Source organism: Crocosphaera sp. UHCC 0190, from assembly GCF_034932065.1.
Taxonomy (GTDB): Bacteria; Cyanobacteriota; Cyanobacteriia; order Cyanobacteriales; family Microcystaceae; genus UHCC-0190.
Window position 1 is genome coordinate 131,888 of the sequence record NZ_JAYGHP010000010.1, and the last position, 12,630, is coordinate 144,517.

The 12,630-nt window shown below is 36.5% G+C and carries 17 protein-coding genes; 12 read left to right on the forward strand and 5 right to left on the reverse strand.

Annotation, left to right across the window (positions count from 1 at the left end; genetic code table 11):
* Positions 1 to 38: 38 nt before the first annotated feature.
* Both VB715_RS15090 and VB715_RS15095 read right to left on the reverse strand, forming a co-directional pair.
* Positions 39 to 551, reverse strand: a complete 513-nt coding sequence (locus VB715_RS15090) for a DUF1269 domain-containing protein (protein ID WP_323302042.1) — start codon at positions 549 to 551, stop codon at positions 39 to 41.
* A 177-nt stretch (positions 552 to 728) separates the two neighbouring features.
* Positions 729 to 1,025 carry a type II toxin-antitoxin system Phd/YefM family antitoxin gene (locus VB715_RS15095; protein WP_323302043.1) on the reverse strand — a complete coding sequence of 99 codons (297 nt, stop codon included), beginning with the start codon at positions 1,023 to 1,025 and terminating at the stop codon, positions 729 to 731.
* Between the two features lie 86 nt (positions 1,026 to 1,111).
* Between VB715_RS15095 and VB715_RS15100 the strand changes: the two genes are divergently transcribed.
* From VB715_RS15100 to thrS, 6 genes are all read left to right on the forward strand, one after another.
* Positions 1,112 to 1,318 (forward strand): type II toxin-antitoxin system HicB family antitoxin, encoded by a 207-nt coding sequence (locus VB715_RS15100; RefSeq protein WP_323302044.1) that lies wholly within the window; start codon positions 1,112 to 1,114, stop codon positions 1,316 to 1,318.
* On the forward strand, positions 1,311 to 1,523 hold the full coding sequence (locus VB715_RS15105) for a type II toxin-antitoxin system HicA family toxin (protein ID WP_323302045.1): 213 nt from the start codon (positions 1,311 to 1,313) through the stop codon (positions 1,521 to 1,523). Before VB715_RS15100 ends, VB715_RS15105 begins: the two co-directional genes overlap by 8 nt.
* Before the next feature lie 57 nt (positions 1,524 to 1,580).
* Complete coding sequence (locus tag VB715_RS15110) at positions 1,581 to 2,543, forward strand: hypothetical protein (RefSeq protein WP_323302046.1); 963 nt, start codon at positions 1,581 to 1,583, stop codon at positions 2,541 to 2,543.
* A gap of 91 nt (positions 2,544 to 2,634) precedes the next feature.
* Positions 2,635 to 2,901 (forward strand): BrnT family toxin, encoded by a 267-nt coding sequence (locus tag VB715_RS15115; protein ID WP_323302047.1) that lies wholly within the window; start codon positions 2,635 to 2,637, stop codon positions 2,899 to 2,901.
* Between the two features lie 2 nt (positions 2,902 to 2,903).
* The gene (locus VB715_RS15120; RefSeq protein ID WP_323302048.1) at positions 2,904 to 3,152 is read left to right on the forward strand and encodes a BrnA antitoxin family protein; all 249 of its coding nucleotides are present in this window, start codon (positions 2,904 to 2,906) and stop codon (positions 3,150 to 3,152) included.
* 64 nt (positions 3,153 to 3,216) lie between these two features.
* Positions 3,217 to 5,043: a threonine--tRNA ligase gene (gene thrS, locus VB715_RS15125; RefSeq protein ID WP_323302049.1), complete on the forward strand. Its 1,827-nt coding sequence runs from the start codon at positions 3,217 to 3,219 to the stop codon at positions 5,041 to 5,043.
* 46 nt (positions 5,044 to 5,089) lie between these two features.
* On the opposite strand, the gene VB715_RS15130 is transcribed toward thrS, so the two are convergent.
* The 3 genes from VB715_RS15130 to VB715_RS15140 all read right to left on the reverse strand — a co-directional run bounded on the left by VB715_RS15130 (position 5,090) and on the right by VB715_RS15140 (position 6,097).
* A complete protein-coding gene (locus VB715_RS15130; protein WP_323302050.1) occupies positions 5,090 to 5,503 on the reverse strand; it encodes a putative toxin-antitoxin system toxin component, PIN family in 414 nt (137 codons plus the stop codon).
* A 19-nt stretch (positions 5,504 to 5,522) separates the two neighbouring features.
* The gene (locus VB715_RS15135; protein ID WP_323302051.1) at positions 5,523 to 5,792 is read right to left on the reverse strand and encodes a hypothetical protein; all 270 of its coding nucleotides are present in this window, start codon (positions 5,790 to 5,792) and stop codon (positions 5,523 to 5,525) included.
* Positions 5,793 to 5,872: 80 nt separating this feature from the next.
* Positions 5,873 to 6,097, reverse strand: coding sequence for a PEP-CTERM sorting domain-containing protein (locus VB715_RS15140; protein ID WP_323302052.1), 225 nt, complete (start codon positions 6,095 to 6,097; stop codon positions 5,873 to 5,875).
* Between the two features lie 375 nt (positions 6,098 to 6,472).
* Between VB715_RS15140 and VB715_RS15145 the strand changes: the two genes are divergently transcribed.
* From VB715_RS15145 to VB715_RS15170, 6 genes are all read left to right on the forward strand, one after another.
* The gene (locus VB715_RS15145) at positions 6,473 to 7,819 is read left to right on the forward strand and encodes an adenylosuccinate synthase (RefSeq protein WP_323302053.1); all 1,347 of its coding nucleotides are present in this window, start codon (positions 6,473 to 6,475) and stop codon (positions 7,817 to 7,819) included.
* 30 nt (positions 7,820 to 7,849) lie between these two features.
* Positions 7,850 to 8,152 carry a 50S ribosomal protein L25 gene (rplY, locus tag VB715_RS15150; protein ID WP_323292227.1) on the forward strand — a complete coding sequence of 101 codons (303 nt, stop codon included), beginning with the start codon at positions 7,850 to 7,852 and terminating at the stop codon, positions 8,150 to 8,152.
* A 269-nt stretch (positions 8,153 to 8,421) separates the two neighbouring features.
* Positions 8,422 to 9,297, forward strand: a complete 876-nt coding sequence (gene rfbD / locus VB715_RS15155) for a dTDP-4-dehydrorhamnose reductase (protein WP_323302054.1) — start codon at positions 8,422 to 8,424, stop codon at positions 9,295 to 9,297.
* A gap of 46 nt (positions 9,298 to 9,343) precedes the next feature.
* On the forward strand, positions 9,344 to 10,162 hold the full coding sequence (locus VB715_RS15160; protein ID WP_323302055.1) for a sulfotransferase domain-containing protein: 819 nt from the start codon (positions 9,344 to 9,346) through the stop codon (positions 10,160 to 10,162).
* Positions 10,163 to 10,193: 31 nt separating this feature from the next.
* Positions 10,194 to 11,267 carry a glucose-1-phosphate thymidylyltransferase gene (locus tag VB715_RS15165; RefSeq protein ID WP_323302056.1) on the forward strand — a complete coding sequence of 358 codons (1,074 nt, stop codon included), beginning with the start codon at positions 10,194 to 10,196 and terminating at the stop codon, positions 11,265 to 11,267.
* A gap of 62 nt (positions 11,268 to 11,329) precedes the next feature.
* A complete protein-coding gene (locus VB715_RS15170; RefSeq protein ID WP_323302057.1) occupies positions 11,330 to 12,628 on the forward strand; it encodes a glycosyltransferase family 4 protein in 1,299 nt (432 codons plus the stop codon).
* Positions 12,629 to 12,630: the final 2 nt, after the last annotated feature.

Sequence of the window (12,630 nt, forward strand, 5' to 3'; positions counted from 1 at the left end):
GTATAGAAGGTCTCTACATTTTTTGACAGTTTAACAAACTACATATCAATGGCTTGAGGTTTAATTCCTCGGTTAGTTAAAACCTCTTGTAACTGAGTTTCATCATCTTTACTTAAGGATGTTTTTAACACTTTTCCCCCAAAAGGTGCAACTTCTTCGAGTACCTTATCCGGGGTAACTTTGGTGAGTAAAACAAACAAAGCAGAACTTCCTGGGGTGAGGTTTTCTCCTAATTCCCGCATAAAGTCATCATCGACCCCAATATCGCTTAAAGCACCACTTAAAGCACCACTTAAAGCACCTACAGCAACCCCAACCAAGGGGGACAAAAACAAGGTTCCGATGAGAAGACCCCAAAAACTTCCACTGGCCGCACCCGCAGCAGTTAAATTAATGGCCTGTTTGAGTTTAATTTCACCTTTTTCGTTTTTGACTACAACCGCAGCATCTTCAAGTTCAATTAAATGCGCTTTTTGTAGTTTCGCTAAAGTCAGACGGACTTCTTCTGCTTTGTATTCATCATCGTAAGCGATCGCAATTAAGTCACTCATAAGTCAATGGTAGATTGCTTGTTTATTTTATCACTGTAACAAAAGTTGGGGGATTTTGTGACAGGATGTTATCTAGAATACTAAAGGATTTGTTTTTTAAATCATTTATACTACAGTGGCGACTTTGTTTTATTTGGAACAATGGTAATGCTACGGAAATCTTTTTTAACACGCTTATCAAATTCTATTCTGTGCAGACTCACTTTTAACCTCTAATTCATTAAAAAATTGCTCAAAGGTCAGTCTTTCTTCTTCAGGATTATTCATCCTTTTTTCTGCTTCTTCAAGATCAATTTTGTCTTCTGCTTGTTCTACAAGTTTGATAAAGAGTTCATAGTCTTTTGCGGGAATCATGTAAACTGGTTCTTGTCCAGGCTGTTGAATTTTAATATGTTCTAAACCACAAGCTACATGATTTAGGGTGTTTGTGAAAGTATTTTCTGCTTCTTGATAAGATAAAGAACGCATTCCCATAATTTAAAGGTGATTACCATAACTTATATTTATAGTATAGGCTATAATGATTTAGTTGGTATCATAGTCTCAGATTATAAATAAATATGCAATATAAAGTCAACCTCAAACAAACAGAAGAAGGGTATGCAGTTTGGTGTCCTAGTTTACCTGGATGTGCTTCTCAAGGAATAACAAAAGAAGAAGCTCTTGAGAATATTCAAGATGCAATTATTTCTTATTTAGAAGTGTCTAAAGAATTAAATAATGGGATTGAATCTTTTTATGTAGAAGTTGAATTAAATCATGCCTAATGTTCCTGGAATTAATCATCAACGAGCAATCAAAGCATTTGAAAAAGCAGGTTTTCAGATTATTCGACAGGGTAAACATATTACTATGACTGATGGAGAACATATTTTAATCATTCCTAGAGCAAATCCGATTAATGGTTATACAATGGGAGCAATTATTAAAGGTTCAGGAATGACAGTTCAAGAGTTTAAGAAACTTCTATAATAAAAATATATGGATAGATCAGCATAAAAAATAAACCTATATAAGAGAGATATTAATATGAATCCAAGACAACTAGAAATTTGGGCATTAAATGTTATTGATCTCGTTAAATCAGGTAATTATCAAGAAGATGATTTGGTAGAATTAAAAACAGTATTACCTGAAGATAATTTTAAAATTGCTCGTCGTATTGCTGGACACGCTAATGCAGCTAGGGGTGAAAATATACTATGGTTAATTGGTATTGATGAAAAATCAGAAATAAATAAAATAAAAGGGATTAATAATGATATTGATCTCGCTAACTGGTATCCTTCTGTACAAAAACATTTTATTGAACTTTCTCCTAAATTAACTACTGTTAATGTTCCCATAGATGACAAGATTATCTTAGCGTTAGGGTTTGAAACAGATCGCAGTCCTTTTGTTGTCAAAAATCAAAAAGATACGAATTTTAATGAGGTTCCTTGGCGAGAAGGCACTAGAGTTAGATCAGCGCGTCGTTCTGATTTAATTTTGTTATTGTCTCCTATAGAAAAGTTACCCGATGTTGAGATAGTTAGTAAAAAGTTTGAAATTTGTCCTGGTTCTATGCAAATAAATAGAACTGTTTCTTTAAACTGTGAGCTTCAATTATATATTAACCCTAAAAATATGACTATATTTTCTATTCCTTTTCATCGTTGTGAAGCAATCATTTCTGTTTCGACTAGAAATATAGATCAAAATATTTTATGTAATGAGCTAAATATAGTTGCTTTTGGTGGATCAGTCTTGCCACCAAAAGCACTAGGAGGAGGAGTTTATCGAGCCAACTCAAAAAATTTAATGATGGAACATACAACCAATGAGATAATTATCAGAGGTCCAGGAATGGTTACTTTGTCTGCATTCTCATCTATATCAGAGGAGGAAATAATTGATAATTCTAAGGTAAACATAGAAGTCAAACTATACACAACAATATCGGAGCGTCCTATTATTTTAAAAACAAATATTCCCCCAGACACAATAAACTAGATAAAGAGTTATTGTATAAATGTGAATGGTTAAACAAGCTGTATTAACCAAAGTATTATAACAACCATGATCAAAGGAAAGTGAAAAATTAATGACCTATCAGTGGAACCCAGATAAAGCTAATGCTAATTTGCGTAAGCATGGGATTGACTTTGCTGATGCAGTTTCTGTCTTTTCTGATGATCTTGCTATTACTATAGAAGATGAAAGGTTTAACGAAGAGCGATTTATCACCATTGGGGTTGATTTTTTTGGAAGAATTCTTGTTATTGTCCACACTTGGCGAGGTAGTGATATCCGTCTAATTTCAGCCCGTAAAGCCACTCGTACTGAACGTCAACAATATATGGATAGATAAATATGGAAACTGAATACGATTTTAGCAAAGGTAAAAGAGGAGCAATTGATCCTATATCATCAAATCAAACACGGATTACTCTTAATTTAGATAATGATATTATTGACTGGTTTCGTCAACAAATTCATTTAACAGGAGGAGGAAATTATCAAACCCTAATTAATGAAGCATTACGTCAACATATTCAACAGCACAATGAATCCTTAGAAGAGACATTTCGCCGAGTTTTGCGAGAAGAGTTAAACCTCTAGTTAACTATTCCCTATTCCCTAATACACAATAAACTAGATAAAGCGTTAAATAGAGTAAATGTGAATGGTTAAACAGACTGCATCACCGGAAGTATCCGAACAACAACCCATCAAACTACCGCGCACCAGCGAATCTGATACCCTAAAGCGTATCCGTCACACCATGTCCCATGTGATGGCCATGGCCGTACAAAAATTGTTTCCGAAAGCGCAAGTCACCATCGGCCCTTGGACTGAAACAGGGTTTTACTATGATTTTGATGTTCCTGAACCCTTTACCGAACAAGACTTAAAGGCCATCAAAAAAGAGATGATCAAAATCATCAACAAAAAACTTCCCGTCCTCAAAGAAGAAGTTACCTTTGAAGAAGCAAAAAAACGGATTACAGAGCTTAAAGAACCCTATAAACTGGAAATCCTGGAAGGTTTACAACCCCCCATCACCCTCTATCATTTAGGGGATCAATGGTGGGATTTATGCGCGGGGCCTCATGTGGAAACCACCGCAGAGTTAAACCCCAAAGCATTTGACATTGAATCGGTTGCAGGAGCATATTGGAGAGGAGATGAAACGAAAGCGCAACTACAACGCATCTATGGGACTGCTTGGGAAACTCCCGAACAGTTGGCCGAGTATAAACGACGCAAGGAAGAAGCATTAAAGCGTGACCACCGCAAGTTAGGGAAGGAATTAGGGTTATTTATCTTTTCTGACCCCGTTGGGCCTGGTTTACCCCTCTGGACTCCTAAAGGGACTATTATTCGCTCTACTTTGGAAGATTTTTTGAAGCAAGAACAACTTAAACGGGGTTATCTTCAGGTGGTGACTCCCCATATTGGTCGAGTTGACTTGTTTAAAATTTCTGGTCATTGGCAAAATTATAAGGAAGATATGTTTCCGATGATGGCCGAAAATGAGGAGGAAAAACTCAAAGAAATTGGGTTTGCTTTAAAACCGATGAACTGTCCTTTTCACATCCAAATTTATAAAAGTGAGTTACGATCTTATCGTGATTTACCGATGAGATTAGCAGAATTTGGAACGGTTTATCGTTATGAACAATCAGGAGAATTAGGAGGGTTAACTCGTGTTCGCGGGTTTACCGTTGATGACTCCCATTTGTTTGTAACTCCCGATCAATTGGATGATGAATTTCTCAGTGTTGTGGATTTAATTCTTTCCGTTTTTAAGAGTTTGCAACTGAAGAATTTTAAGGCAAGATTGAGTTTTCGTGATCCTAATTCTGATAAATATATTGGGTCAGATGAAGCTTGGGAAAAGTCACAAAATGCCATCCGTCGCGCTGTGCAAACTTTGGATATGAACTATTTTGAAGCTGAAGGAGAGGCGGCATTTTATGGGCCAAAACTTGACTTTATTTTCCAAGATGCTTTAGAAAGAGAATGGCAACTCGGAACTGTTCAAGTTGATTATAATTTACCCCAAAGGTTTGAGTTAGAATATGTAGCAGAAGATGGCACTCGTCAACGGCCTGTAATGATTCACCGTGCGCCTTTTGGGTCTTTAGAACGGTTAATTGGTATTCTAATTGAGGAGTATGCAGGGGATTTTCCTTTGTGGTTATCACCCATTCAAATACGTCTTTTACCTGTTAGTGATGTCCAGTTAGATTATGCTAAAGAAGTGGTCAAGAAAATGCAATTATTAGGCATTCGTGCTGAAGCTGATACTTCTGGTGAAAGACTGGGTAAAATGATTCGCAATGGGGAGAAAGAAAAGATCCCAGTTATGGCAGTTGTTGGGGCCAAAGAAGTGGAGTCTCATAGTTTAAGTATTCGGACTCGTGCATCAGGAGAATTAGGAATAATGACTGTTGATGAAGTGATAGAAAAGTTAACCGATGCTATCACTAATCATAGTAATTTTTAGAGGTTTAGGTGGGCATTGCCCACCCTACTTTACTAATAATTTAATTCTATGTTTCCAAAACTTTTAAAAATAAACTTGGGGTTAAAATTTGTGTTCCATGATAAAACTTTAAAGATAGTAAATGATTGTCAAGGGATACCAAATAATCAGCTTTAGCTTCATAAGACGCTGCTAAAAACATATTATCTTTGGGATCTATTTTATCTAAAATAGTTGCTTGATAAACGCCTTCTATCTTTAAGGCTAAAGTTTCAATAATAATCACTAAATTTTCAATCAATTCTGAGCTAATTCCTTTTCGTAAAAGAACAAGAATTAATTCTTCTTGTAACTGAGGAGAAATCACTAAACTAAAACTTCCTTGTTGCCATTTATTTAAAATAATTGATGGAGATGTTTCTCTATTTTTACTCAAAATAGCTGATACAAAAACTGAGGTATCTAAAACGACTTTTAACATTTAAAAAAGTAATCAATATTTAGCTTTGTTTATTTTCAAATTCTGAAGCAATCTGATCTTTAACTTGATTAAAATCATTCCATAATTCATCAACAGATTTAGAAACATTAGATTGAGTGCGTTCTTTTGCCCTCTTTAGAATTGCTGTAGCTTCTTCTCTATCTAAGTTGGTGGCTTTTTCTGATACATCTTGCTCTATTAAATCTAAAAACTCTAAAACATCCTTTTGCTTTTCATTAGAAAGTTTACGAAACTTATCAAGAACCGTTTTTTCAATATTAGTTATCATTAGTTTTCAGTCTAAAATGCTTTTCTCTTAATGATAGCAATTTTTAGGGGTTTAGGTGGGCATTGCCCACCCTACGTTAATTAAACTTTGCTCTTTTTCTTGCTTCCTAATAAACCTAATCCCAATAATCCTAATCCTACCACTGTGCTAGGTTCAGGTACAGATTGAGTCTCTTTCGGGGTTGTCAGTTGTGAACCACCAATGAAAACCAAATTAGTTCTTACACCATCTTGTAAAGCATCTATAAAAAGATTTGAGATATTCCCACCAAAATTATAAGTAATGCCAGTAAGGAGGTTGACCACATGATTACTGCTGAATCTACAGTAGGTGTACCACTGGGAGTATCCAAAGTCAAGACTGTGTTAAAACTAGCAGCATTAGCCACTTCTAGTCCAGAGATAACTAGGGTTTCTTAAAAGCTCTCTATAGCCAACTCTTAGTTAAATTTCAACCAAAAGTCATTGAAACTGAAGCAGAATATCAAGAGTATGGAAAACGTTCTATTAGTAAGTCTTAGGCGAAAACTTTGGCTGAAATATTTCATGTTTCTCCGGCATTATTTATCTAAATATTCTTTTAAGCTTGTTAAATCCCTATCTTTCACAAATTAACTTGACAAAAAGGCCATAAATTATCAATAATAGTAGATTGTGTGAACTCTAGCTATTTATAAACTCTTGGCTAATGTAATTGTCATCGGCGCTCAGTGGGGCGACGAAGGAAAAGGAAAAATCACCGATTTATTGAGCCGTTCAGCGGATGTAGTGGTGCGACCCCAAGGGGGGGTAAATGCCGGCCATACCATCGTTGTTCAGGGACAAACCTTTAAATTGCACCTCATTCCATCAGGCATTCTCTATCCTGATACGGAATGTATTATTGGTTCAGGGACAGTTATTGATCCCAAAGTCCTACTCCAAGAATTGGCCCAACTCCACACCCTAAAAGTTTCTACCAAGAATCTCTTTATCTCCCAGACCGCCCATGTTACCATGCCCTATCATCGTCTCTTGGATCAAGCATCCGAAGAAAGACGGGGTAAACGAAAAATTGGGACAACGGGACGGGGAATTGGCCCAACTTATGCCGATAAATCAGAACGGACAGGCATTCGGGTCGTCGATTTAATGAACCCTGATGAACTCAAAGAAAAACTGGAATGGACAATTAACTATAAAAACGCTATTTTAGAAAAGCTTTATAACCTAGCACCCCTTGACCCTCAAAGCGTCATTGACGAATATCTAGATTATGCAGAACAATTACGGCCCTATGTGGTGGATAGTTCTCTGAAAATCTACGAAGCCATTATAGAACGTAAAAATATTCTATTTGAAGGGGCGCAAGGAACTCTATTAGACCTCGATCACGGAACCTATCCCTATGTTACCTCCTCAAATCCCATTGCGGGTGGGGCTTGTGTGGGGGCGGGTGTTGGCCCAACAGTGATTGATCGCGTGATTGGGGTGGCTAAGGCTTATACAACCCGTGTCGGTGAAGGGCCCTTTCCCACTGAATTACATGGGGAAATCGGCGCATTATTAGGCGATCGCGGGGCTGAATTTGGCACTACCACCGGCCGTCCACGACGTTGCGGGTGGTTTGATGGGGTGATTGGTCGCTATGCAGTGAGGGTCAATGGATTAGACTGTTTAGCCATTACCAAACTTGATGTCCTAGACGAGTTAGCAGAAATCAAAGTTTGTGTTGCTTACGAACTCGATGGCCAAATCTGTCATCATTTTCCCAGTAATGCCAGTCAATTTGCCCGTTGTAACCCCATTTATGAAACCTTACCAGGATGGCAACAATCGACGGAAGATTGCCGAAGCTTAGAAGACTTACCCAAGGAAGCCTTGAACTATCTCAAGTTTTTGGCCGAACTGATGGCAGTTTCCATTGCCATTGTTTCTTTGGGGGCCAGTCGTGATCAAACGATTATCGTTGAAGATCCGATTCATGGGCCTAAACGGGCCTTGCTTGATGTGAATGGTGATCCCCTTAGTGTCACCACTGATGAATAAACTTTATTAACCTTTTAGTGAGTAAATCCTATGTCTTTAACCATTGAATGTCAAAAAAGACCCGAAGGCAGCAAACCTAACGCCTTACGTCGTGAAGGCTTAATACCCGCCACCTTATATGGCCATGATGGCACAGAATCAATGCAGTTGATGGTCAATCAAAAAGAAGCGGCCCTGATGTTGAGGGGTGTGAAAGTCGATGAAACAGTGATTGAGGTGACAATTCCCGATCTTTCTTGGAATGGTAATGCTGTCATCAAAGAAATTCAAGCCCATCCCTGGAAACGCAATCTTTTACATCTGAGTTTCTGTTATGTGGCCGCTGATGCTTAGGGATTAAATATTAGGGTAATTCATGAATTACCCCTATGACAACTGAAACCTATTTGTAGGGGTCAACGGCCGTTGACCCCTACTTTTTCCTGATCATTGACATCTAGCCGTCTAGTGCCGCTGCGCCGAAGTCAAAAGGCAAAAGGATGGATTAGTAAGGATTTGAGAATTTGGCAACTGGCGGGTTATTTTCGCCAACCTGCACTAGTTGTTCACAAAATGTCCCCAAATCTTGTAGACTTGTCGTTAACTTCTTGCCTTAATAATCAATGAAAACAATTTTGCTGATAGGTAGTGATGGACAAGTGGGGCGAGAGTTACAAGACACACTTACTTCTCTGGGAAGAGTGATCAGTGTCAACCGTCAAACAATGAACCTAATTGATCCCAATCAGATCCGTCAAGTCATTATAGAAGCCAAACCCGATATTATTATTAATGCGGCAGCTTACACAGCCGTTGATCGTGCTGAAAGTGAATCCGATTTGGCTTTAGCTATTAATGGTACTGCCCCAACTATTATGGCAGAAGAAGCACAAAAAATTGGTGCATTTCTCCTGCATATTTCTACAGATTACGTCTTTGATGGGACAAAAAATACTCCCTATCTAGAAGATGATTTGACTCATCCTTTGAGTGTTTATGGCCAAACCAAACTTATCGGAGAAACGGGAATACAAAAGGCGAGCGATCGCTATATAATTTTGAGAACGGCTTGGGTTTATGGAACCTATGGTAAGGGAAATTTTGTTAAAACGATGTTAAGGTTAGGGCAAGAAAGAGAAGAACTGCGTATCGTCGCTGATCAAGTAGGTAGTCCGACTTGGGCCAGAGATATTGCCGAGGCGATCGCTCAATTATTGTTAACCGTTAACTTAACAGAAACCTCAGAAATTTATCACTTTACGAATAGTGGGGTCACTAGCTGGTATGATTTTGCTGTAGCCATTTTTGAGGAAGCTGAAAACCTGGGTTTTCCCATTCAGGTTAAGCAAGTAATTCCGATTACAACGGCTGATTATCCCACCCCCGCTAAACGTCCTGCTTATTCAGTTTTATCAGGACAAAAAATTACCTCTATCTTAGGGAATTATCCCCCTTATTGGCGTAATTCTCTTAAACAAATGCTCAATAAATTTTGTTGAAATTTACTGAAAAGATAGAATTTAAAATACTTAAGAGGAGCAATTAATGACATTACCTAATTTTCTGATTATTGGAGCACAAAAAGCAGGCACAACTTGGTTGGTAGATAAATTAGAACAACATCCACAGGTATTTTTAGCTGATGATGAAGTTCACTTTTTTGATAAACCTCACAACTTTAATCAAGGATTAAATTGGTATCAAAGTCATTTTTCAGGGTCGGAAAATTACCTAGCAATTGGAGAAAAAACTCCTGAATATATGTTTAAAAAACATATACATTCAGTCATTGCTGATTATTTACCTCATCTCAAATCAATTGCTGTCCTCAGAAATCCTGTTACCCGTGCCTTATCACATCTTAATCATTTGTTTCGCTCAGGGGTATGTTCCCCCCATCAAAACATTGATGAACTAATTTTTGATCCGAAATCAACAATTATTGAGAGAGGATTTTACTATCAACATCTGACTAATTATTATCAGTTCTTTAAACCGGAAGATGTACTAATTTTAATCAATGAAGAAGATATTGCAATTGATCCTTCAATTGCATTGACAAAAACTTGTAAATTTTTAGAAATTGATCCACAATTTAACTTTGAAAATGCTAATCGAAAAACTCACAAACATGATCAATCATTCTTAGGAATGAGCTTAGCCTATTATCTGCCTTCTTCTGTTAGGCCAACGATTATGAAGCTTGACCGACTATTACCACATAAAACCTATAGTCTATCTGTGAGTCAAGCTACCAGGGAAAAACTATACAAGGTTTATGAACAAGAGAATCAAAATTTATTTAACTTACTAGGTAGACAAATAGATGCCTGGAATGCCCCTGAAAATGCCCTACTTAACTAAACGACAAAAAACACAATAGAGGATTTTTTCAATGAAAGCATTAATTCTTTCCGGTGGAAAAGGAACTAGATTGCGGCCCCTAACCTATACGGGAGCCAAACAATTAGTACCTGTGGCAAATAAACCAATTTTATGGTATGGAATTGAATCAATTGTAGCAGCAGGAATTACCGATATTGGTATTATTATTAGTCCCGAAACTGGGGAAGAAATTGAATATCAAACCGGAAAAGGTGAACAATTTGGGGCTAAGATTACTTATATCGTCCAGGATCATCCTTTGGGGTTAGCTCATGCTGTTAAAGTTGCTCAGCCCTTTTTAGGTGATTCTCCCTTTATTATGTATTTGGGAGATAACCTAATTCAAGACAGTTTAAATAGCTTTTTAGATGAGTTTAAAAGTAAACAGCTTGATAGTTTAATTTTACTCCGTTCCGTGCCTAATCCTACGGCATTTGGTGTAGCAAAAGTCGATGAAAAAGGGCGAGTTTTAAAGTTAGTTGAGAAACCCAAAGTCCCCCCTTCCAATTTAGCTTTAGTAGGGGTTTATTTTTTCTCCCCTACCATTCATAAAGCTATTGCTTCAATTCAGCCTTCAGCACGGGGAGAATTAGAAATTACTGATGCGATTCAAGAATTGATTAACACTCAAAACAATGTTGAAGCATTACAACTTCAAGGCTGGTGGTTAGATACAGGTAAAAAAGATGATTTATTAGAAGCAAATCGGATTATCTTAGATAACAAATTCGAGATAATTATTGAAGCAGAAGTTGATGATAAAAGTCAAATAAGTGGACGGGTACATATTGACAAGGGTTCTAAAATCATTAATAGTACCATTCGCGGTCCTGTCATTATTGGTCAGAATTGTCATATAGAAAACTGTTTTGTTGGGCCCTATACAAGTATTGGCGATAACTCGACTTTAATTGATGCCGATATTGAACACAGCGTAATTTTAGAAGGAGCAAAAATCTTAGAAATTCATCAACGAATTGTTGACAGTTTAATTGGGCGACGTGCTAAACTGGAAATGGCTCCTCAAAGGCCGAAAGCCCTGAGGTTTATGGTGGGAGATGATTCTCATATTGAGTTAGTTTAATCAGGTAAAAATATAATTAATGAAAAATTGTCAATACTCGAAACAATTTTGAGGCATTATTTATGAATAACAGAAGACTAAAAGTCTTACTAATTATTGAACAATGTAATCCTGATTGGTCATCAGTCCCCTTACTTGCCTATAATTTCTATCAAGAAATTAGTCGATTTTCTGATGTTACTTTAGTCACTCATGAGAGAAATAAAAAAGCATTAGAAAAACATCCAGAACATCAAAATATTGTTTATATTTACGAAAGTAAATTTAGCAAAATTTATCATAAAATCATAGCAACACTAACTTCTATCGGTAGAAAAAATTGGCCACTATATATAGCATTGAGTTATCCCATTTATGGGGAGTTTAATCAGCAAGTTTATCAGAAATTCAAAGATAAAGTTTTAGAAAAGGAATATGATATTGTTCATGTTATCACTCCAATGATGCCCAGATATCCAGTCAAAATTATTAATGCTTGTCAAAATACGCCTTTTTTATTAGGCCCAGTTAATGGGGGTGTACCTTTTCCTACTGGTTTCCAAAAAGTAGCTAGACAAGAATTTGCTTATTTTAATTTTCTCAGAGCTATTGGAAGATATTTAATACCGGGTTATGTTGAAACCTATAAAAAAGCTGATAAAATTTTAGCTGGCTCAACTTATACCTTAAACTTATTAAAAGATTTGTTCGCTATTTCAGATGATAAGATTAATCTTTTCTATGAAAATGGTATTTCTCAAGATTTTTTTAAGAAGCAACAAGTCAACGCAGATGCTCAATATATTAATCTTTTATTTGTCGGTCGTTTAGTTCCCTATAAAGGTGCTGATATGGTAATTGAGGCCATTAATAATTTAGCAGAAGAGGTTAAAAATAAAGTAAAATTAACCATTGTCGGAGATGGCTCAGAAAAGAATATTTTAGTCGATCAAGTTAAAAATTTGAGATTAGAAAATATTGTCAATTTTACAGGTTGGGTAAAACAACATGAAACCTTAGAATATTATCAGAATTCAGATATTTTTTGCTTTCCTTCTATTAGAGAATTTGGAGGTGCTGTTGTCTTAGAAGCTATGGCTTGTGGTTTACCTTGTATTGTTGCTAATAATGGAGGAATTGGTGAATATGTAAATCAAGAAACCGGATTTAGTATTGATCCCAAATCAAGAGAATATTTAATTACGGAGTTAACAGACAAAATAACAATTTTAGTACAAAATGAACAGTTAAGACATCAAATGTCAGCTAAATGTTACGAACGAGTTCAAGAATTTGAATGGAGTCAAAAAGCAAAAAAAATAGCCCAAATCTATCATGAATTGATAGCTTCTGTCGAAAAGAAAAAAAAATCTTTGAGTTAGCT

What these genes read in the sequence shown, in the direction of transcription:
- VB715_RS15090 (WP_323302042.1), bottom strand. Translation starts at nt 551, where the DNA reads ATGAGTGACTTAATTGCGATCGCTTACGATGATGAATACAAAGCAGAA.
- VB715_RS15095 (WP_323302043.1), bottom strand. Translation starts at nt 1,025, where the DNA reads ATGGGAATGCGTTCTTTATCTTATCAAGAAGCAGAAAATACTTTCACA.
- VB715_RS15100 (WP_323302044.1), top strand. Translation starts at nt 1,112, where the DNA reads ATGCAATATAAAGTCAACCTCAAACAAACAGAAGAAGGGTATGCAGTT.
- VB715_RS15105 (WP_323302045.1), top strand. Translation starts at nt 1,311, where the DNA reads ATGCCTAATGTTCCTGGAATTAATCATCAACGAGCAATCAAAGCATTT.
- VB715_RS15110 (WP_323302046.1), top strand. Translation starts at nt 1,581, where the DNA reads ATGAATCCAAGACAACTAGAAATTTGGGCATTAAATGTTATTGATCTC.
- VB715_RS15115 (WP_323302047.1), top strand. Translation starts at nt 2,635, where the DNA reads ATGACCTATCAGTGGAACCCAGATAAAGCTAATGCTAATTTGCGTAAG.
- VB715_RS15120 (WP_323302048.1), top strand. Translation starts at nt 2,904, where the DNA reads ATGGAAACTGAATACGATTTTAGCAAAGGTAAAAGAGGAGCAATTGAT.
- thrS (WP_323302049.1), top strand. Translation starts at nt 3,217, where the DNA reads ATGGTTAAACAGACTGCATCACCGGAAGTATCCGAACAACAACCCATC.
- VB715_RS15130 (WP_323302050.1), bottom strand. Translation starts at nt 5,503, where the DNA reads ATGTTAAAAGTCGTTTTAGATACCTCAGTTTTTGTATCAGCTATTTTG.
- VB715_RS15135 (WP_323302051.1), bottom strand. Translation starts at nt 5,792, where the DNA reads ATGATAACTAATATTGAAAAAACGGTTCTTGATAAGTTTCGTAAACTT.
- rplY (WP_323292227.1), top strand. Translation starts at nt 7,850, where the DNA reads ATGTCTTTAACCATTGAATGTCAAAAAAGACCCGAAGGCAGCAAACCT.
- rfbD (WP_323302054.1), top strand. Translation starts at nt 8,422, where the DNA reads ATGAAAACAATTTTGCTGATAGGTAGTGATGGACAAGTGGGGCGAGAG.
- VB715_RS15160 (WP_323302055.1), top strand. Translation starts at nt 9,344, where the DNA reads ATGACATTACCTAATTTTCTGATTATTGGAGCACAAAAAGCAGGCACA.
- VB715_RS15165 (WP_323302056.1), top strand. Translation starts at nt 10,194, where the DNA reads ATGAAAGCATTAATTCTTTCCGGTGGAAAAGGAACTAGATTGCGGCCC.
- VB715_RS15170 (WP_323302057.1), top strand. Translation starts at nt 11,330, where the DNA reads ATGAATAACAGAAGACTAAAAGTCTTACTAATTATTGAACAATGTAAT.